A 23748-nucleotide genomic window follows, 5' to 3' on the forward strand; every position below is an offset into this window, starting at 1 on the left:
CCTGCCGGAACACGGTCGCGGCCCGCCGTAGGCTGGGGGACGTGACGGTACGTGTACGCTTCGCCCCCTCCCCGACCGGAATGTTCCATGTCGGCGGCGCCCGCTCGGCGCTGCAGAACTGGATCTTCGCCAAGCAGCAGGGCGGGGTGTTCGTGCTCCGCGTCGAGGACACCGACGCGGCCCGCAACAAGCCCGAGTGGACCGAGGGCATCCTCTCCGCGCTCGACTGGATCGGCATCTCGCGGGGCAGCTACGAGGGCCCGTACTTCCAGTCCTCCTACGCCGGCGAGCACCGCGCCGCCGCCCAGCGCCTGTACGACGGCGGCCGGGCCTACTACTGCGACTGCACCCGCGAGGACGTGCAGGCGCGTACCGGTTCGCAGCACCGCGGCTACGACGGCTTCTGCCGCGACCGCGGCCTGGGGCCGGGCGAGGGCCGGGCACTGCGCTTCCGTACGCCGGACGAGGGCGAGACCGTGGTGGTCGACCTGATCCGGGGTGAGCCGACGTTCGAGAACAAGCTGATCGAGGACTTCGTCATCGCCCGTGGCGACGGGTCGCCGGTCTTCCTGCTCGCCAACGTGGTCGACGACATGACCATGGGGATCACCCACGTGATCCGGGCCGAGGAGCACCTGCCCAACACCCCGAAGCAGCAGTTGCTCTGGGACGCGCTCGGGGTCAAGCCGCCGATCTGGGCGCACGTGCCGGTGGTGGTCAACGAGAAGCGGCAGAAGCTGTCCAAGCGGCGCGACAAGGTCGCCCTGGAGGCGTACCGGGACGAGGGCTACCTCGCCGACGCGATGCGCAACTACCTGATGCTGCTCGGCTGGGCGCCGTCGGGCGACCGGGAGATCGTGCCCTGGTCGGTGATCGAGGACGAGTTCCGGCTCGACGAGGTCAACCCCTCCCCCGCCTTCTTCGACGAGAAGAAGCTGCGGGCCTTCAACGGGGAGTACATCCGGGCGCTGCCGGTGGAGGACTTCGTCGCCGCCTGCCAGCCGTGGCTCACCGGCACCGACACGATCGCCCCGCCGCCGTGGCAGCCGGCCGAGTTCGACCCGGCCGCGTTCGCCGCGGTGGCCCCGCTGGCGCAGACCCGGATCGCGGTCCTCAGCGAGATCGTGCCGAACGTCGACTTCCTCTTCCTGACCGACCCGCTGATCGACGAGGCGGCCTGGGCGAAGGCGATGAAGGAGGGCGCCGCCGAGCTGCTGGACGCCGCGATCGCCGCGTTCGACGCGCTCGACTCGTGGGACGCCGAGTCGCTAAAGGCCACGCTGGAGGCGGTCGGCGCGGAGCGCGGGCTGAAGCTGGGCAAGGCACAGGCGCCGGTCCGGGTCGCGGTCACCGGACGCACCGTCGGGCTGCCGCTGTTCGAGTCCCTGGAGGTGCTCGGCCGCGACCGCACGCTCACCCGGCTGCGCGCCGCCCGGGTACGCCTGGTCTGACCCGCCCGGCGCGGCCGCCCCGTGACGGTCGCTCCGCGGACGCCCCGACCGTGCCGTCCGGCGGGGCGGGCCTGGCGGCGCGGCCCGACGGGGTGGGCCCAGCGGCGCGGCCCGACGCGGCACGATCCCGCGGCGTGGCCCGGCTGGCCTGTGGGGAGCCGACCGGCGTGTCGTCCGCAGGCGTGTCGCGGCCGAGAGCCGATACAGGTGCGAGCGATATACCGCTGGGTCATATTTATGACTCAGCGGTATATCGCTCGCACGTTCGTCCTTCTTTCGCGGCCGTCACGCGCCGTGTTCGGCGTGCTCGCCCGGGTCAGCGACGGGTGGCGCGACGGCGCAGCACGAGCGCTCCGACCAGGAGCAGCCCCAGCACCACCACCGGGGCGACGGTCCAGAGCCAGCCCGTACCCCCGTCGTCGTCCCCGGCGGCGGCCGGGGACGGGCTCGCCGCGGACGGCGAGCCGGCGGACGGCGAGCCGGCGGCGGTGGATGCCGGCGCGGTGGTCGGCGTGGCGCTGCCGGGCGCGGCGCTCGCCGACGGCGGCTCGGCCGGCGTGCCCGTGGTCAGGGTGAACCGGATCTCCCCCTTGACCGGGTGTCCGTCGTCGGAGGCGAGCTGGTAGGTCACGATGTAGAGCCCCGCGGCGCCTGGCTGGAACGGCACGCTCACCCGCTTGCCGGCGAACGTCGGCGCGCCGCCCGCGGCGGCCACGTTGTCCGGCCCGGTGACGGTGACCTTCGTCGTGGCTTCCTTCGGTGTGGCCAGGAACCGCAACTCGATCCGCTTCGGCGCGGCGGCCAACCGGGCCCCGTTCTGCGGATCGCTGCCGGTCAGGGAGTTGTGCGCGGCGGCCGGGGCGGCCGGCAGCAGCAGCGACGCTCCCGCCGCCACCCCGAGGACCACCAGCCAGGTACGCGCCACACGGGCAACCGTGCCCCCCATGAACCCCTCCATCCGGGTAAGATCCGGCCGCTGATCATCGGCCGGCTATTGGTCGGTCTCAGCTCGCAGATAGTTCCAAATACTCTTCCACCAGCTGCAACCAGGCGACGTTCTGCGGAGTCTTTGAGGTGGACAGGTCCAGTGTGACCCGCAGCGGAAGCCAGCCATCGAACGGGGCGAGGAGGCGGCGATGGTCCGGAAGGTGAGACGGGTGTTGACCGTCCTGACCGGGGCGGCGGTGGCACTGGTGTGCTCGCTGGCCCTGGCCGGCCCGGCGCCGGCCCAGGCCGCGCCCAAGCCGAAGCTCGCCCCGGGCGGGGTGGACATCACCGGCGACCGGCTCGACCAGCCGCTGCGGCTGCGGGCCGACACCCGCCCGGCCGACGTGAACCTGATCGTCGACCAGGTCAAGTGGCTGGGCGCGACCGGTCAGCTGCGCGGTCCCGCCGCCAAGGACCTCGGTCCGAAGTACACGGTGGTGGTGCTCGTCGCCGGCACCCCGAAGAACACCTTCGACCTCTTCCCGCTGGCCAAGGGCGGTCCCCGGGTCTACCGGCCGGCCAAGCAGCCCGACCTGAGCCGCCCCCGGGCCGGCTGGTTCTTCGGGCGCCTCAACATGTCCGAGACGCTGCGCTCGGTCGGGGTGCCGCTGGCGCCCCGGTTCGACACGCTCTCCGGCGGCATCGGCGGCGGCGAGCGCGTGCTGCCGGAGGACGCGCTCGACCCGGTTGAGGACCTCGACACCGCCCTCGGCGAGTTGCAGCGGCTGCTGCTGCTCAACGTCGGCGTGGTGGTCGTCATCACGGCCGGGCTGGCCGGCATCGCGCTGCTGGTGCGTCGCCGCACCCGCTGAGCGTCGACTCAGACCGTCAGCACGACCTTGCCCCGGACGTGCCCCGCCTCGACGAGGCGGTGCGCCTCGGCCGCCTCGGCCAGCGGGAGCGTACGGGCCACGTGCACGGTCAGCCGGCCCGCGTCGACCAACCCGGCCAGCACCGCCAGGTCCGCCGCGGACGGCTTCACGAAGACGTAGGTGCCGCCGAGCCGGGTCACGTGCTCGGGATCGGCGGTGGACATCATCCGGGCCGGCCGGGTGATCAGCTCCGCGGAGACGTCCAGCGCGTCGCCGCCGAACAGGTCCAGCACCACATCCACCCCGTCCGGCGCCACCGCCCGGACCCGGTCCCGCAGACCGTCGCCGTAGGCGACCGGCTCCGCGCCCAGCGACCGGACGAAGTCGTGGTTGGCCTCGCTCGCCGTGCCGATCACCCGGTCCGCGCCGAGCGCCCGGGCCACCTGCACCGCGAGGTGCCCCACCCCACCGGACGCGCCGTGCACCAGCACGGTGTCACCGGCGCCCGTGCGGGCCAGCTGCAACGCCTGGTACGCGGTGAGCCCCGCCAGCGGCAGCCCGGCCGCCTCCGGCCAGGAGGCCCGCACCGGCTTGTCGGCCAGGCACCGCTCGGGGGCCGGGACCAGTTCGGCGTACGTGCCGTGCTGCACGTCGTCGCGGCGGACGTAGCCGATCACCTCGTCGCCGACGGCGAACCCGGCCACCGCCGGACCGACCGCCTCCACCACCCCGGCCGCGTCCCACCCCGGCACCAGTGGGAAGTGGCTCGGGAAGGCACCGGCCAGGTGCCCCTCGCGGACCTTCCAGTCGACCGGGTTCACCCCGGCCGCCCGCACCCGGACCAGGACCGTGTCCGGCCCCACCGGCGGGGTGGGCAGCTCGCGCGGAGTCAGCAGGTCGGCCGGCCCGTACGCGTCGATCGCGATCGCCTTCACCCCACCCACGCTAACCGCCGGACGGGGGTCGCGTGGTCAGCACCAGCGGCGCGGCGGCCGCTCCCGGCGCGTCGTGCGGTTGCCCGGGCGCACCGCGCCGTGCCGGTGGGCCCCGGCCCAGCCGGCCCGGTCGCTGCGGCAGCTGGGCACCGGTGTCGGATCGGCGGCGTGCGGCGACGGCTCGGCGGCGCGCTGACGCGGCATCACCGGCTCGTCGTCGGCGTGCTCGGGCCCCCGGCCGACCGCGGGCTCACCCGTGTGGGTCAGGCCCGTCCGGCGCGGGTGCCTGGCCGCCGCCGGCTGCTCGTGACCCGGCCGGCAGGGCTCGCCCTGGGCGCAGCCGTGCTCGGCCTCCCCGTGCGCCATCCCGGTCTCCTCCATCTCGCCGTCGCCCGCCGGGCGGAACGCCCCGACGCGCCCTGACACCGTACTGGCCCGGCCGGACGAGATCGTCAGCGCGTACCGGTGGAGATCGTCCGGGCGGGGCGGCCCCGTCCCCTCGGAGTGGAACCGCTGGTCACGGCGTGTCAGGCTGGGACGGTGAGCGAATCGGGCGGGACCGAGACGTCGGCGACGCTGCGCCGCATCGAGCGGGCGGCGGGTGGCCTGGCCACCGCCAGCGTGGCCCGGATGGACGAGACGCTGCCCTGGTTCCGGGAGCTGCCGGCCGACCAGCGCTCCTGGGTCATGCTGGTCGCCCAGGCCGGCGTGCGGTCACTGGTGCAGTGGCTGCGCCAGGGCGGCGGCGCGACCGACCGCACCCAGGAGGTCTCGGACGAGGTCTTCGCCGCCGCGCCGCAGGCGCTCGCCCGCTCGATCACCCTCCAACAGACCGTGGCGCTGATCAAGGTGACCATCGAGGTGGTCGAGGAGCAGGTGTCGGAACTGGCCGTGCCGGGCGAGGAGCAGTCGCTGCGGGAGGCGGTGCTGCGCTTCTCGCGGGAGATCGCGTTCGCCGCCGCCCGGGTCTACGCCCGCGCCGCCGAGAGCCGGGGCTCCTGGGACGCCCGGCTCCAGGCGTTGCTGGTCGACGCGCTGCTGCGCGGCGACTCGCCGGACGTGCTGGCCAGCCGGGCCGCCGCGCTGGGCTGGTCGGACGCGCCGCCGGTGGCGGTGGCGGTGGGCCGCTCGCCCGGCGGTGAGGTGGCGGCCGTGCTGCACACCGTCTATCGGCAGGCGAGGCGCATCGGCGTCGAGGTGATCGGCGGGGTGCACGGCGACCGCCTGGTCATCGTGCTCGGCGGGGCGGCCGACCCGCTGGCGGCGACCGAGAAGCTGCGGACCGCGTTCGGTGACGGGCCGGTGGTGGTCGGTCCGGCCGTGCCCAGCCTGGACGAGGCGACCGAGTCCGCCCGGGCCGCGCTGGCCGGGTTCCGGGCCGCGCCGGCCTGGCCGACCGCGCCGTGCCCGGTCGCCGCCGCCGAACTGCTGCCCGAGCGGGCCCTGGCCGGCGACGCCGAGGCCCGCCGCCGGTTGCGGCACGACGTGTACGCGACGCTGGCCCGCTCCGGCGGCGAACTGCTGGAGACGCTGGACGCGTTCTTCGCCGCGGGCGGCACGCTGGAGAGCGCCGCCCGGGCGCTGTTCGTGCACCCCAACACGGTGCGCTACCGGCTCAAGCGGATCGCCGAAGTGACCGGCTTCTCGCCGCTCGCCCCGCGGGACGCTTTCGCACTCCAGGTCGCGCTGACGGTCGGTAGGCTGGACCCGGTGGTACCGGCAGTCGCACCCGTCCCGAGCCAGACAGGGAGCCCAGGGGGCCGGAAAACCACCCAGAGCGGCGATGATCGCCACCGATCTTTGTAGGTTTCCTCTAAAGCTTCTAGTGCGGTTTCGTGCCGTGCGTTACAGCGCGACCCGCGAGTATCCGTCAGAGTCGTACACGTGCTCGCCGTACTCTCCCCCGGACAGGGCTCGCAGAAGCCCGGCTTCCTGACCCCCTGGCTCGACCTCGCCGACGTCGAGGCGCGCCTGCGCTGGTGGTCGGCGCTGGCCGGCGTCGACCTCGTCCACCTGGGCACCCGGGCGGACGCGGACGAGATCAAGGACACCGCCCGCACCCAGCCGCTGCTGGTGGCCGCCGCGCTGCTCGCCGCCGAGCACCTGCCGATGCACGACGTCGGGCTGGTCGCCGGGCACAGCGTGGGTGAGCTGGGCGCCGCCGCCCTGGCCGGGGTGCTGCCCGCCGAGGCGGCCGTGACCCTCGCCGGCGTACGCGGCCGGGAGATGGCCGCCGCCTGCGCGCTCGAACCGACCGGGATGGCCGCCGTGCTCGGCGGCGACCCGGACGAGGTGCTCGCCGCGCTCCAGGCGCACGGGCTGCACCCGGCCAACCGCAACGGCGCCGGTCAGATCGTCGCCGCCGGCGCGGTCGGCGGGCTGGAGAAGCTGGCCGCCGAGCCGCCGGCCCGGGCCCGGATCATCCGGCTCCAGGTGGCCGGCGCGTTCCACACGCCGTACATGGCCCCGGCCGAGGCCGCCCTGGCCGGGGTGGCCGCCGGCGTGGCCGTGGCCGACCCGACCCGGATCCTCCTGTCGAACCTGGACGGCGCCCCGGTCGGGCACGGCCGGGAGACGGTGCTCCGCCTGGTCCGGCAGGTGACCGCCCCGGTCCGCTGGGACCTGTGCATGCGCTCCCTGGCCGACCTCGGCGTCACCGGAGTGGTCGAGCTGCCGCCGGCCGGCACCCTGGCCGGCCTGGTGAAGCGGGAGCTCAAGGGCGAGGGCGCGCCGGAGATCGTCACCCTGAACACCCCCGACGACCTGCCCGCCGCGCGCGCCCTGATCGCCCGGCACGGCGGCGTCGCCGCCCGACCCCCGGCGCCCCGCCTCCGGGTGGTGGTCTCCCCCGCCGCCGGAGTCTTCCGGCCGGTCGCCGAGCTGGCCGAGGGCGCCGAGCTGCGCGCCGGCCAGGTCGTCGGCCACGTCACCGGCCGGCAGGGGCCGGTCGAGGTGACCGCGCACGACAGCGGGCCGCTCACCGAGTGGCTCGCGCACCACGAGGACCCGGTCGCCCCGGGCCAGCCCCTCGTCCGCATCGGAGGATCGCACTAGATGGCCGGCAGCCGGATCGCCGCGATGGGGCACTACCAGCCCTCCCGCGTGGTCACCAACGACGAACTCGCGCAGATGGTCGACACCAACGACGAGTGGATCCGGGATCGGGTGGGCATCGTCACCCGGCGGATCGCCGGCGACGAGACGGTGGCCGACATGGCCACCGCCGCGGCCGGCAAGGCGCTGGCCAACTCCGGCCTCACCGCCGCCGACATCGACCTGGTCGTGGTGGCGACCTGCACGTCCGTGGACCGCAGCCCGAACGTGGCCTGCCGGGTCGCAGCCAAGCTGGGCATCAGCGCGCCGGGTGCGTACGACGTCAACACCGCCTGCTCCGGCTTCGCGTACGCGCTGGGCACGGTGGACCACGCGATCCGGGCCGGCGCGGCGCGCAACGCGATCGTCGTCGGCGCGGAGAAGCTCTCCGACTTCACCGACTGGACCGACCGCTCGACCTGCATCATCTTCGGCGACGGCGCCGGCGCGGCGGTGGTCACCGCGACCGCCGACGACGAGCCGGCCGGGATCGGGCCGGTGGTCTGGGGTTCCGCGCCGGAGAAGAGCGACGCGGTCCGGATCGAGGGCTGGCGGCCGTACATCGCCCAGGAGGGACAGTCGGTGTTCCGCTGGGCCACCACCGCGCTGGCCCCGCTCGCGCTGCAGGCCTGTGAGCGGGCCGGGGTGGACCCGTCCGAGCTGGCCGCGTTCGTGCCGCACCAGGCGAACGCCCGGATCATCGACGGCATCGCCAAGCGGCTGAACATCCCGGACGCGATCATCGCCAAGGACATCGTCGAGTCCGGCAACACCTCGGCGGCGAGCATCCCGCTGGCCCTGTCGAAGATGGTCGAGCGGCGCGAGGTGCCCTCGGGCGCCCCGGTGCTGCTGTTCGGCTTCGGCGGCGGCCTGACCTACGCCGGTCAGGTCGTCCGCTGCCCCTGAAGACCCCCTCGGGCGCGCACGCGCTCCAGGTGCGGTGACCGGCGACGCCGGGCACCGAGAACCCCCCGATGAGAGGAACCAACCGCAATGACCCGTGACGAGATCACCGCCGGCCTCGCCGAGATCCTCGAAGAGGTTGCCGGGGTGAACCCGGACGACGTGGCCGAGGGGAAGTCCTTCACCGACGACCTCGACGTCGACTCGCTCTCCATGGTGGAGGTCGTGGTGGCCGCCGAGGAGAAGTTCGGCGTCAAGATCCCGGACAACGAGGTGCAGAACCTGAAGACCGTCGGGGACGCGGTCAGCTACATCGAGGCGCAGTCCTGATCATGAGTCGCCCCGACGTCGTCGTCACCGGGCTCGGCGCGACGACCCCGCTCGGCGGGGACGTCGCGTCGACCTGGGACGCCATGCTCGCCGGCCGCTCCGGGGTGAGTGCGCTCACCCAGGAGTGGGCCGCGCAACTGCCCGTCCGGATCGCCGCCCAGCTGGCGGTCGACCCGGCCGAGGTGCTGGACCGGGTGAAGCTGCGCCGGCTGGACCGCTCGGAGGCGATCGCCATCATCGCCGCGCGGCAGGCCTGGGCGGACGCCGGGCTGGCCGACGCCGGGCCCGACCCGGAGCGGCTGGCGGTCAGCGTCGGCTCCGGCATCGGCGGCGCCACCACCCTGCTCGCCCAGGACGACGTCCTGGAGGCGTCCGGCCCGCGGCGGGTCTCCCCGCACACCATCCCGATGCTGATGCCCAACGGTCCGGCCGCCTGGGTCGGGCTGGAGATGGGCGCCAAGGCCGGGGTGCACTCGGTCGCCAGCGCGTGCGCGACCGGCGCGGAGGCGATCGCGCTCGGCCTGGACATCATCCGCGCCGGCCGGGCCGACGTGGTGGTGGCCGGCGGCACCGAGGCGGTCATCCACCCGCTGCCGATCGCCGGCTTCAGTTCGATGCGGGCCATGTCGACCCGCAACGAGGAGCCGGAGCGGGCCTCCCGGCCGTGGGACAAGGGCCGGGACGGCTTCGTGCTCGGTGAGGGCGCGGGCGTGGTGGTCCTGGAGCGGGCCGAACACGCCGCCGCCCGCGGCGCCCGGGTGTACGCGCGCCTGGCCGGCGCCGGGATCACCTCGGACGCGTACGACATCGTGCAGCCGCACGCCGAGGGCGAGGGCGCGATCCGGGCCATCGCCCGGGCGGTCGCCGACGCGGACGTGGCCCGGACGGACATCGTGCACGTCAACGCGCACGCCACCTCGACCCCGGTGGGCGACATGCTGGAGATCGGCGCGCTGCGGCAGTCGCTCGGCGACCACCCGGTGCTCACCGCCACCAAGTCGATGACCGGGCACCTGCTCGGCGCGGCGGGGGCGCTGGAGTCGATCGCCACCATCCTGGCCATCCGGGACGGCGTGATCCCGCCGACGATCAACCTGGACGACCCGGACGAGGGCCTGAGCCTGGACGTGGCCGCGCACAAGGCGCGTCACCTGGAGATCCCGGCCGCGCTGAACAACGCGTTCGGCTTCGGCGGTCACAACGTGGCGCTGGTCTTCACCCGCCCCTGAGCCGCCCTGATGTGGGGAAGGGCCCCTTCTAGGGGCCCTTCCCCACATCAGGCGCGGTTGCGCGGATGCTGCCGCGCGGTCCGCTCGTTGCCGCGCCGGTAGTTGCCGGTCCACCGGGCCATCACCAGCTGCGGGTCGTCCTCGACCTCGGCCAGGAACTGCGCGGCCCGACCGCCCCGTAGCGTGCCGGCGACCCGCCCGTGGTGCGTGATCACCACCGTGCCGTCGGCGCGCTCGACGTAGCGGAAACCGTGTGCGGGCTCTCCCATGGGCGCTCACCCTGCCAGCCGGGCGGTCGGTGCCGCATCCGGTTTCCGCCGCCGGGGGTGTTAAGCGGGGCCCCCTCCTCTACCGGAGGCGTTAACAGGGGGCCCCTCCTTACACCTCAGGCGCCGCAGGTGGTGGCGGGGAGGCCGGGGACCGGGACCGGGGACCGGCCGGTCGGGCGGGCCTTGCCGGCGAGCACCGCGGCCAGCGCGGTCATCGAGGCCCGGGTCGACGAGTAGGTGGCCAGCACCGTCGGCGACTTCGCCCCGGACAGCACGTACGGGGTGTCCATCGCCACCGTCACGTCGGCGCCGGCCCGCAGGTCCTTCGCCCCGTCGCCGTAGCCGACCAGGTGCACCACGGTGCCGCCGGACGGCACCACCTTCACCCCGGCGGCGGTGAGCGCCTCGGTCAGCACGGCCCGGGTGCGGTCCCGGCCGCCGGAGGAGGTGACGCTGACCGGCCCGGGCACCGCGCCGCCGCACCGGCCGCGCAGCACGGTCACCGCGGCGGCGGCCAGGTCGGCGGCGGCCTTGCGGTGGCCGGCGTCGTCCAGCGTCCCGAGCGCCGGCTGGGCGTGGCCGGCCAGCCGGAACTTCATGGTCAGCACCCGGGTGACCGCCTCGACCAGGCGGGTGCGGGGCAGCGAGCCGTCCGTCAGCGCGGCGCGCAGCCCGTCGTACGCCTGGCCCACGTTCGGGGTCATCAGGATCAGGTCGTTGCCGGCGTTGAGCGCCCGCACCGCGGCCTCGCCCGGCGACCACTTCTTCGCCGGCGCCATGTTCATCCCGTCGGTGATCACCACGCCGCGGAAGCCGAGCTGACCGCGGAGCACGTCGGTGAGCAGCTTGCGGGAGAAGGTGGCCGGGGTGCCCGGGTCGACGGCCTTGACGTTCAGGTGGGCGGACATGACCGCCATCGCGCCGGCGTCGATTCCGGCGCGGAAGGGCGGGAACGCGGTCCGGTCGAGCACCGCCCGGGACTGGCCGACCACCGGCAGCTCGGTGTGCGAGTCGGCGGCGCTGAGGCCGTGCCCGGGGAAGTGCTTGACGGCTGCCGCGACACCCTCGGCCTGCAGCCCGCGTACCGCGCCGGCCACCTGCGGCGACGCGGTCGCCGGGTCGGCGCCGAAGGAACGCGAGCCGATCACCGTGCTGCGGGTGGCCAGCACGTCGGCGACCGGGGCGAAGTCCATGTTGATCCCCATCGCGGCCAGCTCCGCGCCGGCGGCCCGCCAGGCCGCCTCGGTCAGCGCCGGGTTGCCGGCCGCGCCGGCGGCGAGCGGGCTGGGCAGCTGGGTCACGCCGTCGGTGATCCGGGTGACCACGCCGTACTCCTGGTCGGTGCCGACCAGGAAGGGCGCGGCGCCGGCGGGCAGCTTCCCGGCGGCGGCGCGCAGCCCGTCGGTCAGCGCGCGGACCTGCTTCGGGTTGTCGACGTTGGTGGTGGCCTGGTTGCCCGAGGTCGGGTCGTCGGCGCTGAAGCCGACCAGGATCACGCCGCCGAGGCGGTACTTCGCGACCATCTCGGCCGGGGTGTCGACGCCGGCCAGGGCCCGGTTGCCGGCGGCCGACCCGGCGGACACGTCGGTCGCCGAGCTGCCGTAGGCGTAGGGCATCAGCACCTGCCCGACCAGGTCCTCGTCGGAGAGCGTGGCGACCAGGGCGGCGGCCCGGGCGGCCGGGTCGTCGGCGCTGGGGGTCGGCGCGGCCGACGACGGCGCCGCTGTCGACGGCGTCGGGCGGGGCCGGTCCGGCCCGTCCGAGCAGCCGGAGACGACCAGCGCGGTCAGTGCGGCGAGCGCGACGGCGGAGCGTCGCGGGGAAATCGACACGCGCCCCACCGTATCGGGGCAACTCGGCCGGCGTCACCCCACCCGGGTGAGCAGCGTCACCGGCGCGCCGTCGCCGGCGTACCGGTAGGGCTCCAGCTCGGCGTCCCAGGCGGTGCCGAGCGCCTTGTCGAGCGCGTGCGCGAGCGCCTCCGGCGCGCGGGCGGCGGCCATCAGGGCGCGCAGCCGGTCCTCGCCGAGCTGGATGTCGCCGGCCGCCCCGACGGTGGCCCGGAACAGGCCCCGGCCCGGGACGTACATGAAGCGCTCGCCGTCGACGCCGGGACCGGGCTCCTCGGTCACCTCGAAACGGATCATGGGCCACTGCCGGAGGGCAGCGGCCAGCTCGGCGCCCGTCCCCGGGCTGCCGGTCCAGCCGCACTCGGCGCGTCGGGCGCCCGGATCGACGGGCTGCGCCGTCCAGTGCAGGTTGACCGGCGCGGCGAGGACGCGCGCGATCGCCCACTCGACGTGCGAGCACACGGCGAGCGGGGTCGAGTGGACGTATACGACGCCACGCGTTGGCACGGTGACCTCCCGGTGAGCCGAGGTGCGTCTTCCCCTACGACCTCGTCACCCGAGTGGTCCCTGGCACACATGATGACCGCTGTGACAGGTGGTGCGCCAGCGAATCGGAAAATTCGCCGTGGCCGGGCGGCGGGAAATACCCGGGCGGCTGACCCGGTTGTGCACCCTGACGGCGCGACGACCAGCCAGGCGTCGGGTTCGTGTACAGTTCTCTGGGCGGTTCTGTGCCGCCGCACGTCTTCGCGGGCCGGCGCTCACCCCGGGCGTCACTCGCACAGCCCCCGGACGGATCCCGTCCCCACCGTACGTCTGCAAGGAGTACCTCCGTGGCGAGCAACACCTCTAAGACCGCGCGCGCGTCAGTCCGGGCCGGCCAGGCTGGCCAGGGTGGCGCCCTCAGCGTGCTGGGCGAGTTCAAGTACCTGATCCCGCTCAACGGCGGCAAGCACGCCTACGTGCGCAACCTGACCAACGGCAAGACCGCGCACCTGCGCACCGACTCCGACGCCTTCGTCGAGGAGATCCGCGTGCTGGCCGCCGCCGGCCACGCCGCCAAGATCCGCGCCGAGATCAACGGCCTTGCCGCGGCCCACCCGGGCCACGGTTGGGACGCCACCGAGAAGCGTCTCGTCGAGGCCGGCGTCTTCGAGGGCTGAGCGCCCTCACCCGCACCACCGGACCGCCCGTCGGGGATCACCCCGGCGGGCGGTTCCGCGTCTCCTCCTCCGGCAGCAGGGTGACCTCGCCGGTGGCCAGGTCGTAGAGCGCGCCCACCACGGCCAGCTCCCCCGCCGCCACCGGCCCGGCGAGCAGGTCGTCGGCGCGCAGCGCGGCCACCGTGCGCCGGACGTGGCGGCGGATCGCCAGCGGATGGGCGGCCGGGTCGTCCACGCCGACCTCGACCACCGCCGGCGCGATCCGGTCCACCACGTACGCCAGCGCGCCGGCGGGCCGCCGCCCGGTGCGCAGCGCGTCGACCGCCGAGCCCACCGCGCCGCAGCGCTCGTGGCCGAGCACCATCACCAGCCGTACGCCGAGCTGGCCCACCACGTACTCGATCGAGCCGCACACCGCCCGGTCCAGGACGTGCGCGCCGGTGCGGATCACACAGATCGACCCGAACGTCTGGTCGAAGATCGCCTCCAGCGGCACCCGGGAGTCGATGCAGCCCAGCAGCACCGCGTACGGCTGCTGGTCGCCGGAGGCCACCGCCGCGGCCGCCGTCACGTCGTGCCCGTGCAGCGGCTGGCCGCTGACGAACCGGCGGTTGCCGGTGAGCAGTTCGGCCAGGGCGGCCCGGGGGCTGCGGGCGGCGGGGGTGGCGGGCATGTCTCCAGCCTGGTCACCGTTCCGACCGGGCGGGGCCGGACGTCGAATCTTCTCCCCACCCCGGTTGCCGTGGTGTCATGGCGGGTAACGCCGGTGTTACCGCCGGGTCACTCCGGTGCGTGCGCCGGTCGGCCCGGGGGAGGTGGACGATGCCGGAGCATCGGGAACTGCGGCTCTCCGACGACGTGCGCCTGCACGTCACGGTCAGCGGACCGGTCGACGCCGAGGTCACCGTCGTCCTGCTGCACGGCTGGACGCTGGACGGGCGCAGCTGGCACCACCAGGTCGCCGAGCTGCGTGAGCGCTTCGCCGACCGGGTGCGCCTGGTGACCTACGACGCGCGCGGCCACGGCCGGTCGAGCTGCCTGGCGTTGCGCGACGCCACGCTGGCGCAGCTCGGCGACGACCTGGCGGCGGTGGTCGACGAGATCGTCCCGTCCGGGCCGGTCGTGCTGGTCGGGCACTCGATGGGTGGGATGACCGTGATGGAGTACGCCCATCGCCACCCCGACCGGTTCGCCGCACGCACCGCCGGCCTGGTCTTCGTCTCGACCACCGCCGAGGGGCACACGCACACGGTCTACGGGCTCTCGCCCCGCATCGCCCGGTTGATCCGCCTCGCCGAGACCACCGGCGCCGGGGTGCTGGCCCGCTGCGGCGGCTGGCGGCCCCCGCACGCGCTGCTGCGGGCGCTGCGCCCGAGCATCCGCTGGATGCTCTTCGGCGACCGCTGCGACCCGGCGGACATCCGGCTGGTCACCTCGGCGGTGGCGCACGCCACGCTGCGGTCGATCGGCGGGTTCCGCGCCTCGATCGGCGCCCAGCACCGGCTGGAGACGCTGACCGCGCTGGGCGGGCTGCCGGCGGCGGCGCTGGTCGGCGACCGGGACCGGCTCACCCCGCCGCCCTGCGCCGAGTCCATCGCGGCGGCGCTGCCGACCGCCGAGCTGACCGTCTGCCCCGGCGCCGGTCACATGTTGATGATGGAACGGCCGGACGCTGTCAACGCGGCCGTCGCCGGGGTGCTGGACCGGGTCCTCGCGGCGCCGGGCGCGGGTGGGGGCGACCCCGCCGCCGTCGCCGCCGTCACACCCTGACGGCCACCGTCGCGGTGCCACGCCGGGCCGCGGTGCGACGGCCCGGAAAACGGGTGGGAACGACCGGATAACGGGCAACCGCCGTGGACGCGGCCCCGGCCGGCGGCATGGCCCCGACGTCCGCGTTGCCGGCGGCCCGTACCCTCATTCAGCCCGTCGTGCCGTCCGACCCCAGGAGCACCGCGTTGACCGACCAGACCACGCTGGACCGGGAGATCGCCGCCGAGCAGCGGCATCTCGACCGGGTGTACGCCCGGCTGGCCGAACTGCGCCGGTCCGCGGCCGACGCCGAGCGGGAGGGGTACCGGCTGGCCCGGGTGGGCACCTTCGGCGCCCTGGTCGAGCGGGACGCGATGGTCTTCCACGCCGCCCAGCGGCGGCACGTGCTGGACGCCGAGCACGAGGGGCTGGTCTTCGGCCGGCTGGACCTGCGCACCGGGCAGGTGCTGCACGTGGGCCGGCTGGGCGTGCGCGCCGAGGACGCGGAGACGCTGGTGGTGGACTGGCGGGCGCCGGCCGCGGCGGCGTTCTACCAGGCCACGCCCGCCGAGCCGCGCGGCGTCGTCCGCCGGCGCACGATCCAGTCGGCCGCGGAGAAGGTCACCCGGATCGAGGACGACCTGCTCGATCCGGAGGCGGCCCCGGCGGACATGGCGGTGGTCGGCGACGGCGCGCTGCTGGCCACGCTGTCCCGGGCCACCGGCCGGGGCATGCGGGACATCGTCGCCACCATCCAGCGGGAGCAGGACGAGGCGATCCGCTCCCCCGCCGGCGGCGTCACGATCGTCTCCGGCGGCCCGGGCACCGGCAAGACGGCGGTGGCGCTGCACCGGGCCGCGTACCTGCTCTACTCCGACCGGGCCCGCTACGCCGGCGGCGGCATCCTGGTGGTCGGGCCGTCCGGCGTCTTCGTCGAGTACATCGCCTCGGTGCTGCCCTCGCTCGGCGAGGAGACGGCCACGCTGCACTCGCTGGGCTCGCTCTTCCCGGGGATGTCGGCGACCCGGACCGATCCGCCGGAGGTGGCCGCGGTGAAGGGGTCGCTGCGGATGCGCCGGGTGCTGGAGCGGGCGGTGCGGGACGCGGTGCCGGACTCCCCGGCGGAGTTGCGCCTGCTCTACCGCGGTGAGCTGCTGCGGCTGGAGCGGCCGGCGCTGGACGGCATCCGGGACCGGACGCTGACCCGGGGCGCGCGCCGCAACGAGGTGCGCCGGTCGGCGTTCGACGCGGTGCTCGCCGCGCTCTACGCGCAGGCCCGCACGCTGCGGGTGGGCCGGTTGCCGGAGCAGCCCGCGTTCGAGGACGAGATCATCGAGCGGCCGGAGTTCCGGGAGTTCCTCAAGGCCTGGTGGCCCCGGTTGCACCCGCGCCACGTGCTGGGGTGGCTCGCCCGCCCGGACCGGCTGCGCCGCTACGCCGGCGGGATCCTCTCCTCGGCCGAGATCCGGTCGCTCACCGAGGCGTACCGGTCGCTGGACGCCGACGGGCCGACCGTCGCCGACGTCGCGCTGCTGGACGAGCTGGACGCGTTGCTCGGCACTCCGGTGCGGCGGGCGAAGCCGAAGCGGGACCCCTACCAGCTGGCCGGCGGCGTCCGCGAGCTGAGCACGCACGCCGACCGGCAGCGCGCCGCCCGGGCGGCGGCCCGGGAGCGTCCGGTGGACTACCGCGACTACGCCCACGTGGTGGTGGACGAGTCGCAGGACGTCTCGCCGATGCAGTGGCGGATGATCGGGCGCCGGGGCCGGCTGGCGTCCTGGACGGTGGTCGGCGACCCGGCGCAGACCGCCTGGACCGGCGACCCGCAGGAGCTGGACCGGGCCCGCGACCAGGCGCTGGGCCGGCGTAAGCGGCACCGCTACGAGCTGACCACCAACTACCGCAACTCGGCGGAGATCTTCGCGGTGGCGGCGGCGGAGATCCGCCGGCTGTATCCGGACCTGACGCTGCCCGACGCGGTGCGTTCCACCGGCGTGCCGCCGGTCGAGCGTACGGTGCCCGCCGCCGAGCTGCCGGCGAGCACCGTCGAGGCGGCCCGGGTCCTGCTGGGCGAGGTGGAGGGCACCGTCGGCGTGATCACGCCGGTGCCGCGCCGGGACGAGGTGGCCGGCTGGCTGGACGGCCTCGGCGCCGGCCGGCTCCAGGTCGTGACCAGCCTGCAGGCCAAGGGCATGGAGTACGACGGCGTGGTGCTGGTCGCGCCGAGCGAGATCCGGGCCGACCCCGGCTCGGGGGTGCGCACGCTCTACGTCGCGTTGTCCCGGGCCACCCAGCGCCTCACCACGCTCGACCCGACCGGGTGATCCACCCTCACTTGCACACATAGCGATGTGAACATACATTGGGCCTGGCCGGGGTGCGGGAGGGAAGGGTGTGTGCGTGGGCGCAGGTCATGACCACAGCGGTGCGGTGACCAACGCGGCGCACCGCCACCGGGGCCGGCTCTGGGCGGCGTTCGCGCTGCTCACCGCCCTCATGCTGGTCGAGGCGGTGGCCGCCTTCGCGACCGGTTCGCTCGCGCTGCTCTCCGACGCCGGGCACATGTTCACCGACGTGCTCGGCATCGGCATGGCACTGGCCGCGATCACCGCCACCCGGCGCGCCACCACCGATCCGCAGCGCACGTTCGGCCTCTACCGGCTGGAGGTCCTCGCGGCGCTGGCGAACGCGGTGCTGCTCGGCGCGGTCGCGGTCTACGTCCTGGTCGAGGCGGTACGCCGGTTCGGTGACCCGCCGGAGGTGCTGGCCGGCCCGATGCTCGTGGTGGCGGTGCTCGGCCTGCTCGCCAACGTCGGCGCCTTCGCGCTGCTGCGCTCCGGGGCGCAGGAGAGCATCAACCTGCGCGGCGCGTACCTGGAGGTGCTCGGCGACCTGCTCGGCTCGCTCGGGGTGATCGGCGCCGCGCTGGTCATCGCGGTCACCGACTGGTGGTGGGCCGACCCGTTGGTGGCCGTGGCGATCGGTCTGTTCATCCTGCCCCGCACCTGGCGGCTCGGCCGGGCGGCGGTGCGGATCCTGGTGCAGGCCGCGCCGGAACACCTCCAGGTGACCGCGGTGCACGACCGGCTGGCCGCCGTGCCGGGCGTGGCGGAGGTGCACGACCTGCACGTCTGGACGCTGACCTCGGGCATGGAGGTGGCCTCGGCGCACCTGACCACCGATCCCGGCGCCGAGGTCGCCACCGTGCTGGCCGCCGCCCGGGCCGCCCTGCACGAGGACTTCTCGATCGATCACGCCACGTTGCAGATCGAACCCGGAGCGTCGGCCGGAGCGTGCGGCCCGACCGAGTGGTAATTAGGGCAAACTTAAATCTCGGCCGCTATTGTGGCGTAATGCCGGCTTTGCCGGGATCACCGCTCCGGGCGACGGAGCCGGCCCCGGGCAACGCCGGTAGGCTCGGTCGCGGCCACACCGCGGGCGCCATCCCGGCGCCGGTGGAGCGGCCGTCGCCTAATCGCCCGCAGGGCGAGCCGGGGAACCACGTACGTGGGGTGCATCCGCGTCAGCGGTAGGGATCTTCCGTCCCGAACCCGTCAGCTAACCCGGTCGGCGGTTGACGGAAGGACATGTGAATGCCCCCAGTGGCACCTGTACGACGGACGGCCGCCCGGATGGCGGCCCTGCTCGTCGCGATGCTGACCCTCGGCGTCGTGACCGTGCCGGCCTCCCCCGCCGCGGCGACGTGGTCGGCCTCCCCGACCGGCCTGCGCGCCGCCCCCGGCGGTGACGACGAGGGCGGCACGCCCGAACTGCGCGCCCAACTCGACGCGGCCAGCAAGGGCTGGCTGGAGGCCAAGGCCGCGCTGAGCCGGTCGGTGGCCCGGCAGAAGCAGCTCACCGAGCGACTCGACGCGGTCGGCGCCGAACTGGCCGTACGCGACGCCAAGGTCGGCGAGATCGCCGAGGTGGCGTACCGCACCGGCCGGATGGGCACCGCCGCGGCCCTGCTCGGCAGCAGCAGCCCGGAGGGCTTCATGGACCGGGCGGCGGCGCTGGAGCAGGTCGCCGCGCACGAGGACCGGACGCTGCGCGACCTGATCACCACCCGGGACGAGGCGACCCGGACCCGCGCCGCGCTCGACGGCGAGATCCGGGAGCAGCGCAAGCAGGTCACGGTGATGGCCAAGCGCAAGCAGCAGGCCGAGCGGGCGCTGGAGGTGGCGAACGACCGGCCGTCCGCCGGCAGCGGCGGCGTCCGGGGCACCTCGACGGCGAACGCGACGCCGGCCAAGCGCAACTCCGACGGCTCCTGGCCGGCGGAGTCGTGCAGCGTCAACGACCCGACGCCGGCCGACGGCTGCATCACCCCGCGCACCCTGCACGCGCTCAACCAGGCCAAGGCCGCCGGCTTCACCCGGTACGTCTCCTGCCACCGGCCCAGCGGCTCCGGCGAGCACCCGAAGGGACGCGCCTGCGACTTCGCCGCCCAGAAGAACGGCTTCGGCGGGGTGGCCAGCGGCGGCGACAGGACGTACGGCAACAACCTGGCCGCGTACTTCGTGCGCAACGCCGACCCGCTCGCCGTGCTCTACGTGATCTGGTTCAAGCAGATCTGGCTGCCCAGCAGCGGCTGGAAGTCCTACAGCGGCGGCAACGGCGACCCGTCCAGCGACCACACCAACCACGTGCACCTGTCGGTCTACTGAGCACTACGCTCCCCGACGTACCCCGGGCGTCGTCGCGCGGCCCACGACGTGGGCCGCGCGACGGCCGACGATCGGTGGCATGAGACGACTCTCCCCCGGCGGACGCAAGGCGCTGCTCACCGCGCACCTGGTCACCTCGCTCGGCTGGCTCGGCGTCGACCTGGGGCTGCTCGCGCTGGGCGTGGCCGGGCTGCGCGGCGCCGACCCGGAGGTCGTCTACCCCGCCGCGGCCTTGCTGGTCACCTGGCTGTTCGCGCCGCTGAGCGTCGCGGTCTGGCTGATCGGGGTGGCCAGCGCGCTGCTCACCCCGTGGGGGCTGCTGCGGTGGCGGTGGGTGCTGGTGAAGTTCGCGCTCACCACCGTGATGCTCGGGCTGGTGCTGCTCCTGCTGACGCCCCGGGTCCGGCACCTCGGCGCGCTGGCCGGCGCAGCCGACGCGCACCTGCGGACCGACCTGGTGGTGCCGCCCGCCGTCTCCACCACGCTGCTGCTCGTCGCCACCGTGCTGTCCACCTGGAAGCCGTGGGGGCGGCTGCGCCCGCCCGCCCGCCGGCCGGCCCCGGCGGGGCGGGCCGGCTGAGTCAGGCCGGCCGGCCCTCCAGGGTCGCGCCCAGACGGGCCGCGAGGCCCAGGTGGGCGGCACGGGCCTGGCGGAACGCGTAGCCGAACAGCGGGGCCGGCGCGGTGAGGGTGATCTCCACGTCGATCCGCACCACGCCGTCGGGCTCGTCGCGCAGCCGGGTGTGGTTGCGAACCGTCGTCGCCGGCTGCTGCCGGGCCACGGTGACCACCTCGTCCTCGGTGGCGACCAGCACGTCCGCCTGGTAGGTCACCGGGAAGTGCAGCGGGCCCAGCTCCAGCCGGTCGGTGATCGCATAGCTGGCCAGCGCTCCGGGCCGCGACGGCACCTGCCGGACCCGCACGATCAGCGGATGCAGCTCGCCCTGCCGGCTCAGGTCGCCGAGCAGGGCCACCGCGTCCGCCCGGGTGCACCGGGCCTGCACGGTGTAGCTGAAGCTGTCGCTGCTCTGCAACCGATCCCCCTCGCCGTCGTGGGTCGCGACGATCGTCCCGTACCGGAGCCGGGCTGGCAACGGGTCGAAGGTCCCCAGGCCGGAGGGGGGTCGAGGGCGGCGCTCAGGCGCCGGGCAGCACCTCGGGGGCGTCGTCGGCGAACCAGGGCTCGGGCGCGCCGAAGAGGCCGAGCAGGCCGGTCACCCAGAGCTGCCGGTGCACGAACCGGCTCGGCTCGGTGACCACGAGCTTGACGCCGCTGACCTCGCACGTCTGGAAGCCGGCGACCATGGCGCTGATGCCGACGGAGTCGATGAACGTCACGAGCCGCATGTTGAGCTCGATCCGGGCGGGACGGGCCTTCGCGAGCACCTCGGCGATCGCTTCCCGCACCTCGTACGCGGTGTCGACGTCGATCTCCCCACGGGGCGCGATCTGGACGACACCACCCGGACGCACCGACTTCACGATCGACAGGCTCACGCGAGCACCTCCACTCGCCCGTACGGGCGCCTCATCAGTACGCGGGCCGCGACCGAGAGTATTCCTCCGACGGCCCCCGTCGCCACCCCCCGGGATGAGCAATTCGCGGAGTGGGCACACCTGGGCGAACCCAATCCGGACCTCCGGGTTCCAATTTCCCCTTCGACGCGGACCACGACCGGCCGAACGACCGGGCCGGACCGGCCGATCCGCCGACCCAGGGTAGCGGGCCCGCGCACCTCGCGCGGACACCCGGTCCCCGACACGTTCTCCACGGTTCGTCCGGTTCGCCCCGACGGCGGCCCGGGCCGCGGTCGGGACGGGTTTGGCGCGCACGCCGACGGGGCACAGCCCACGGGGAGTGAACCGTGACGCGCCGGATGAACACCGGAGTCCGAAGTGGCCGCCGGGCTTCGGCACCCGAGGAGGTAGAACGATGTTCGGATCCAGCCTGATGGACCGCCGCAGCAAGCCCGAGCGGGTCGCGGACCAGGCGTGGCAGCACCTGCTCTCCGCCGTCGGCTCCGCCGGTGACAGCGTGCGGGACGCCACCCGGGCGGCCCGTCGCAACTCCTCCGGCCTGGCCGACGACGCCACCGACCTGGTCGGCACCGCCGCCGACGAGGCGCGCCGGCGGGCCAGCCTCGCCTTCGACGCGCTCGCCGGCCGCCGGCCCGCGCTGCCCTGGACGCTGCTGATCGCCGCGGCCCTGGCCGGCGCCGCCGTCGGCTGGGCCGCCGGCACCGCCGCCCGCGCCGCCGGCAGCCGGGACCGGGTCGCCGACGAGATCGAGTTCGTCGACGTCGACCGGCCCAACTCCCCCGCCGGCCTGGACGGCTGACCGGGGCCGTACGAGCCGGCCGGTGGCCGCCCCCCGACCCCCGGGGGCGGCCACCGGCGTCTCCACCACCCGGCGGGGCGTTCCTCGCCCGGATCGGGTGAGGGCGGGTCACCCGGTCCGCGCCCAGGATCGGTGGTGCGGGAGTACGTGCCCGCGTCGCCGACCGACGGGGAGGAAAGCCGGATGGCCACCGAGACGACCACGCGTACGGACCGGGACATCCAGTCCGCCGTGCTCGACGAGCTGACCTGGGAACCCCGGGTGGGCCCCGACGAGATCGGGGTGACCGTCACCGACGGCGTGGTGACGTTGACCGGGCGGGTCGACAGTTACGCCAAGAAGTGGGCCGCCGAGCGGGCCGCGCACCGGGTGGCCCGGGTCCGCGCGGTCGCCAACGACCTCGCCGTCCGGATCGACACCGCCGCCGGCCGGGAGGATCCGCAGATCGCCGTCGCCGCCGCCCGCGCCCTGGAGTGGGACGCCTTCGTGCCGGTCGAGGCGCTGCACGTCACGGTGGCCGACGGCTGGGTCACCCTGCACGGCGAGGTCGAGTGGGAGTACCAGCGACGCGCCGCCGAACGGTCCGTCGCCCGGCTCACCGGCGTACGCGGGCTGAGCAACGGGATCACCGTCCGGCCGGCGGTCCGCGCGGACGGGCGGGACCTGGCCGAGCAGATCGTGGACGCGCTGGCCCGCAACGGCGCGACCGAGGCCGAGCAGGTCGGCGTCCGGGTCCACGGCGACACCGTCCTGCTGGAGGGCCAGGTCCACTCCGGGCCCGAACGCGACGAGATCGAGCGGGTGGTCTGGAACGCCCCCGGCATCCGGGAGGTGCACAACCACCTGTCCGTCCGGCGGTGAGCCGGCGAACCACCCGGCCCGGGTGAGCCCGGCTCACCCGGGCACGGGCCAGGGTGGGAGGCATGAGTGATCCGAACGGGCTGATCACACCCGGGCAGGTAGCGCCCGGGTTCACCCTGCCGGCGTCGCCGGACGGGCGGGAGGTGGGCCCCGGACAGTTCCCTGGCCGTCCGGTGGTGCTGGCCTTCTATCCCGCCGACTGGACCCCGGTCTGCGGCGACCAGATGGCCCTCTACCAGGCCGCCCTGCCCGAGCTGGAGCGGTACGACGCGGTGCTGCTCGGCATCTCGGTGGACAGCGTCGACTCGCACCGGGCGTTCGCGGAGAGCCGGGGCATCCGCTTCCCGCTGCTGGCCGACTTCGAGCCCAAGGGCGAGGTGTCCCGCCGCTACGGCGCGTACGCGCCGCGCGGGCAGTCGGACCGGGCGCTCGTGGTGATCGACCCCGACGGCCGGGTGGCCTGGAGCCACCTCTCCCCGCCCGAGGTCAACCCGGGCGTGGACGGCATCCTCGACGCCCTGGAGCAGCTGGGCACGGATCGGCGGGTGAGCACCCGATGACGACGCCGTTGCAGGTCACCACCGCCCGACTGCGGATCCCGGTGTCCGAGCGCGACCACGTCCGTGGGCCGGCCGACGCGCCGGTCACCATCGTCGAGTACGGCGACTTCCAGTGCCGGTTCTGCGGCGCCGCGTACCCGAACCTGGCCGAGGTGCTGCGCCAGCGGGCCGACGTGGTGCGGTTGGCGTACCGCCACTTCCCGATCACCAACGTCCACCCGTACGCGGAGAGCGCGGCGGAGGCCGCCGAGGCGGCCGGCGAGCGGGGCCGGTTCTGGGAGATGCACGACTGGCTCTTCGAGCACCAGGACCAGCTCGACCCGGTGCACCTGTCGCTCGGCGTCGAGCAGCTCGGACTGCCGCCCGAGGAGGTCGGCGCGGAGGTGGGTCGGCAGGCCCACGCGGACCGGGTCCGGCAGGACTTCGTGGGCGGCATCCGCAGCGGGGTGAACGGCACCCCGACGCTGTTCGTCAACGACGTCCGACACGACGGCGGCTACGAGCTGGCCGAGCTGCTGGCCGTGGTGGACGCCGCCGCGAACGCCTGACCG

Annotated in this window: 26 protein-coding genes and 1 riboswitch; of the genes, 17 read left to right on the plus strand and 9 right to left on the minus strand. The window is 74.9% G+C overall.

Annotated elements, in window-relative coordinates:
• Positions 1-41: 41 nt before the first annotated feature.
• Positions 42-1451, plus strand: a complete 1410-nt coding sequence (gene gltX, locus ACN27B_RS01840) for a glutamate--tRNA ligase (RefSeq protein WP_396823749.1) — start codon at positions 42-44, stop codon at positions 1449-1451.
• A 316-nt stretch (positions 1452-1767) separates the two neighbouring features.
• Here gltX and ACN27B_RS01845 read toward each other — a convergent pair whose 3' ends face one another.
• The gene (locus ACN27B_RS01845) at positions 1768-2397 is read right to left on the minus strand and encodes a copper resistance CopC family protein (protein ID WP_099164968.1); all 630 of its coding nucleotides are present in this window, start codon (positions 2395-2397) and stop codon (positions 1768-1770) included.
• Between the two features lie 190 nt (positions 2398-2587).
• Here ACN27B_RS01845 and ACN27B_RS01850 point away from each other — a divergent pair, with 190 nt between their 5' ends.
• Positions 2588-3250: a hypothetical protein gene (locus ACN27B_RS01850; protein ID WP_099164132.1), complete on the plus strand. Its 663-nt coding sequence runs from the start codon at positions 2588-2590 to the stop codon at positions 3248-3250.
• An 8-nt stretch (positions 3251-3258) separates the two neighbouring features.
• Here ACN27B_RS01850 and ACN27B_RS01855 read toward each other — a convergent pair whose 3' ends face one another.
• A complete protein-coding gene (locus tag ACN27B_RS01855) occupies positions 3259-4185 on the minus strand; it encodes an NADP-dependent oxidoreductase (protein ID WP_099164131.1) in 927 nt (308 codons plus the stop codon).
• Between the two features lie 36 nt (positions 4186-4221).
• Complete coding sequence (locus ACN27B_RS01860) at positions 4222-4551, minus strand: hypothetical protein (protein WP_099164967.1); 330 nt, start codon at positions 4549-4551, stop codon at positions 4222-4224.
• Positions 4552-4650: 99 nt separating this feature from the next.
• Here ACN27B_RS01860 and ACN27B_RS01865 point away from each other — a divergent pair, with 99 nt between their 5' ends.
• The 5 genes from ACN27B_RS01865 (at position 4651) to fabF (ending at position 9740) form a co-directional block, all read left to right on the plus strand.
• Positions 4651-5991, plus strand: a complete 1341-nt coding sequence (locus ACN27B_RS01865; protein ID WP_371682249.1) for a PucR family transcriptional regulator — start codon at positions 4651-4653, stop codon at positions 5989-5991.
• Positions 5992-6069: 78 nt separating this feature from the next.
• Positions 6070-7239 carry an acyltransferase domain-containing protein gene (locus ACN27B_RS01870; protein WP_099164129.1) on the plus strand — a complete coding sequence of 390 codons (1170 nt, stop codon included), beginning with the start codon at positions 6070-6072 and terminating at the stop codon, positions 7237-7239.
• The gene (locus tag ACN27B_RS01875; RefSeq protein ID WP_091572567.1) at positions 7240-8184 is read left to right on the plus strand and encodes a beta-ketoacyl-ACP synthase III; all 945 of its coding nucleotides are present in this window, start codon (positions 7240-7242) and stop codon (positions 8182-8184) included.
• 87 nt (positions 8185-8271) lie between these two features.
• Positions 8272-8511: an acyl carrier protein gene (locus tag ACN27B_RS01880; protein WP_007072348.1), complete on the plus strand. Its 240-nt coding sequence runs from the start codon at positions 8272-8274 to the stop codon at positions 8509-8511.
• A 2-nt stretch (positions 8512-8513) separates the two neighbouring features.
• Positions 8514-9740, plus strand: a complete 1227-nt coding sequence (gene fabF, locus ACN27B_RS01885; protein WP_099164128.1) for a beta-ketoacyl-ACP synthase II — start codon at positions 8514-8516, stop codon at positions 9738-9740.
• A 47-nt stretch (positions 9741-9787) separates the two neighbouring features.
• On the opposite strand, the gene ACN27B_RS01890 is transcribed toward fabF, so the two are convergent.
• The 3 genes from ACN27B_RS01890 to ACN27B_RS01900 form a co-directional block, all read right to left on the minus strand.
• Positions 9788-10009 carry a hypothetical protein gene (locus ACN27B_RS01890; protein WP_098746816.1) on the minus strand — a complete coding sequence of 74 codons (222 nt, stop codon included), beginning with the start codon at positions 10007-10009 and terminating at the stop codon, positions 9788-9790.
• Positions 10010-10125: 116 nt separating this feature from the next.
• A complete protein-coding gene (locus ACN27B_RS01895; protein ID WP_422743207.1) occupies positions 10126-11850 on the minus strand; it encodes a glycoside hydrolase family 3 protein in 1725 nt (574 codons plus the stop codon).
• A gap of 24 nt (positions 11851-11874) precedes the next feature.
• Complete coding sequence (locus tag ACN27B_RS01900; protein ID WP_091572550.1) at positions 11875-12366, minus strand: DUF3145 domain-containing protein; 492 nt, start codon at positions 12364-12366, stop codon at positions 11875-11877.
• 326 nt (positions 12367-12692) lie between these two features.
• Here ACN27B_RS01900 and ACN27B_RS01905 point away from each other — a divergent pair, with 326 nt between their 5' ends.
• Positions 12693-13022, plus strand: coding sequence for a hypothetical protein (locus tag ACN27B_RS01905; protein WP_099164126.1), 330 nt, complete (start codon positions 12693-12695; stop codon positions 13020-13022).
• 37 nt (positions 13023-13059) lie between these two features.
• On the opposite strand, the gene ACN27B_RS01910 is transcribed toward ACN27B_RS01905, so the two are convergent.
• Positions 13060-13695 carry a carbonic anhydrase gene (locus ACN27B_RS01910; RefSeq protein ID WP_099164125.1) on the minus strand — a complete coding sequence of 212 codons (636 nt, stop codon included), beginning with the start codon at positions 13693-13695 and terminating at the stop codon, positions 13060-13062.
• A 149-nt stretch (positions 13696-13844) separates the two neighbouring features.
• On the opposite strand from ACN27B_RS01910, the gene ACN27B_RS01915 reads away from it, so the two are divergent.
• The 5 genes from ACN27B_RS01915 (at position 13845) to ACN27B_RS01935 (ending at position 20018) form a co-directional block, all read left to right on the plus strand.
• On the plus strand, positions 13845-14792 hold the full coding sequence (locus tag ACN27B_RS01915) for an alpha/beta fold hydrolase (RefSeq protein WP_099164124.1): 948 nt from the start codon (positions 13845-13847) through the stop codon (positions 14790-14792).
• Positions 14793-14977: 185 nt separating this feature from the next.
• A complete protein-coding gene (locus ACN27B_RS01920; protein ID WP_099164966.1) occupies positions 14978-17095 on the plus strand; it encodes a HelD family protein in 2118 nt (705 codons plus the stop codon).
• A gap of 76 nt (positions 17096-17171) precedes the next feature.
• On the plus strand, positions 17172-18086 hold the full coding sequence (locus tag ACN27B_RS01925; RefSeq protein ID WP_099164123.1) for a cation diffusion facilitator family transporter: 915 nt from the start codon (positions 17172-17174) through the stop codon (positions 18084-18086).
• A 143-nt stretch (positions 18087-18229) separates the two neighbouring features.
• Positions 18230-18360, plus strand: a riboswitch (cyclic di-AMP (ydaO/yuaA leader).
• 4 nt (positions 18361-18364) lie between these two features.
• On the plus strand, positions 18365-19438 hold the full coding sequence (locus ACN27B_RS01930; protein ID WP_422743211.1) for a coiled-coil domain-containing protein: 1074 nt from the start codon (positions 18365-18367) through the stop codon (positions 19436-19438).
• 79 nt (positions 19439-19517) lie between these two features.
• On the plus strand, positions 19518-20018 hold the full coding sequence (locus ACN27B_RS01935) for a hypothetical protein (RefSeq protein WP_396823739.1): 501 nt from the start codon (positions 19518-19520) through the stop codon (positions 20016-20018).
• A gap of 1 nt (position 20019) precedes the next feature.
• Here the strand turns inward: ACN27B_RS01935 and ACN27B_RS01940 are convergent, their stop codons facing one another.
• Together ACN27B_RS01940 and ACN27B_RS01945 are read right to left on the minus strand one after the other, a co-directional pair.
• Positions 20020-20532, minus strand: coding sequence for an SRPBCC family protein (locus ACN27B_RS01940; RefSeq protein WP_245666168.1), 513 nt, complete (start codon positions 20530-20532; stop codon positions 20020-20022).
• Positions 20533-20575: 43 nt separating this feature from the next.
• Positions 20576-20935 (minus strand): STAS domain-containing protein, encoded by a 360-nt coding sequence (locus ACN27B_RS01945; protein ID WP_091572519.1) that lies wholly within the window; start codon positions 20933-20935, stop codon positions 20576-20578.
• Between the two features lie 436 nt (positions 20936-21371).
• Here ACN27B_RS01945 and ACN27B_RS01950 point away from each other — a divergent pair, with 436 nt between their 5' ends.
• From ACN27B_RS01950 to ACN27B_RS01965, 4 genes are all read left to right on the plus strand, one after another.
• Positions 21372-21776 carry a hypothetical protein gene (locus ACN27B_RS01950; protein ID WP_091572514.1) on the plus strand — a complete coding sequence of 135 codons (405 nt, stop codon included), beginning with the start codon at positions 21372-21374 and terminating at the stop codon, positions 21774-21776.
• Between the two features lie 183 nt (positions 21777-21959).
• Entirely contained in the window at positions 21960-22637 is a 678-nt protein-coding gene (locus ACN27B_RS01955) for a BON domain-containing protein (RefSeq protein WP_099164965.1), read from the plus strand.
• A gap of 62 nt (positions 22638-22699) precedes the next feature.
• Positions 22700-23197: a redoxin domain-containing protein gene (locus ACN27B_RS01960; protein WP_422743215.1), complete on the plus strand. Its 498-nt coding sequence runs from the start codon at positions 22700-22702 to the stop codon at positions 23195-23197.
• Positions 23194-23745 carry a DsbA family protein gene (locus ACN27B_RS01965; RefSeq protein WP_098746821.1) on the plus strand — a complete coding sequence of 184 codons (552 nt, stop codon included), beginning with the start codon at positions 23194-23196 and terminating at the stop codon, positions 23743-23745. Before ACN27B_RS01960 ends, ACN27B_RS01965 begins: the two co-directional genes overlap by 4 nt.
• Positions 23746-23748 lie beyond the last annotated feature (3 nt).

The organism is Micromonospora sp. WMMD754 (assembly GCF_049315235.1).
GTDB classification, from domain to species: Bacteria; Actinomycetota; Actinomycetes; order Mycobacteriales; family Micromonosporaceae; genus Micromonospora; species Micromonospora sediminicola.

What these genes read in the sequence shown, in the direction of transcription:
- ACN27B_RS01845 (WP_099164968.1), bottom strand. Translation starts at nt 2,397, where the DNA reads ATGGGGGGCACGGTTGCCCGTGTGGCGCGTACCTGGCTGGTGGTCCTC.
- ACN27B_RS01850 (WP_099164132.1), top strand. Translation starts at nt 2,588, where the DNA reads ATGGTCCGGAAGGTGAGACGGGTGTTGACCGTCCTGACCGGGGCGGCG.
- ACN27B_RS01860 (WP_099164967.1), bottom strand. Translation starts at nt 4,551, where the DNA reads ATGGCGCACGGGGAGGCCGAGCACGGCTGCGCCCAGGGCGAGCCCTGC.
- ACN27B_RS01875 (WP_091572567.1), top strand. Translation starts at nt 7,240, where the DNA reads ATGGCCGGCAGCCGGATCGCCGCGATGGGGCACTACCAGCCCTCCCGC.
- ACN27B_RS01880 (WP_007072348.1), top strand. Translation starts at nt 8,272, where the DNA reads ATGACCCGTGACGAGATCACCGCCGGCCTCGCCGAGATCCTCGAAGAG.
- fabF (WP_099164128.1), top strand. Translation starts at nt 8,514, where the DNA reads ATGAGTCGCCCCGACGTCGTCGTCACCGGGCTCGGCGCGACGACCCCG.
- ACN27B_RS01890 (WP_098746816.1), bottom strand. Translation starts at nt 10,009, where the DNA reads ATGGGAGAGCCCGCACACGGTTTCCGCTACGTCGAGCGCGCCGACGGC.
- ACN27B_RS01910 (WP_099164125.1), bottom strand. Translation starts at nt 13,695, where the DNA reads ATGCCCGCCACCCCCGCCGCCCGCAGCCCCCGGGCCGCCCTGGCCGAA.
- ACN27B_RS01915 (WP_099164124.1), top strand. Translation starts at nt 13,845, where the DNA reads ATGCCGGAGCATCGGGAACTGCGGCTCTCCGACGACGTGCGCCTGCAC.
- ACN27B_RS01930 (WP_422743211.1), top strand. Translation starts at nt 18,365, where the DNA reads ATGCCCCCAGTGGCACCTGTACGACGGACGGCCGCCCGGATGGCGGCC.
- ACN27B_RS01935 (WP_396823739.1), top strand. Translation starts at nt 19,518, where the DNA reads ATGAGACGACTCTCCCCCGGCGGACGCAAGGCGCTGCTCACCGCGCAC.
- ACN27B_RS01950 (WP_091572514.1), top strand. Translation starts at nt 21,372, where the DNA reads ATGTTCGGATCCAGCCTGATGGACCGCCGCAGCAAGCCCGAGCGGGTC.
- ACN27B_RS01955 (WP_099164965.1), top strand. Translation starts at nt 21,960, where the DNA reads ATGGCCACCGAGACGACCACGCGTACGGACCGGGACATCCAGTCCGCC.
- ACN27B_RS01960 (WP_422743215.1), top strand. Translation starts at nt 22,700, where the DNA reads ATGAGTGATCCGAACGGGCTGATCACACCCGGGCAGGTAGCGCCCGGG.
- ACN27B_RS01965 (WP_098746821.1), top strand. Translation starts at nt 23,194, where the DNA reads ATGACGACGCCGTTGCAGGTCACCACCGCCCGACTGCGGATCCCGGTG.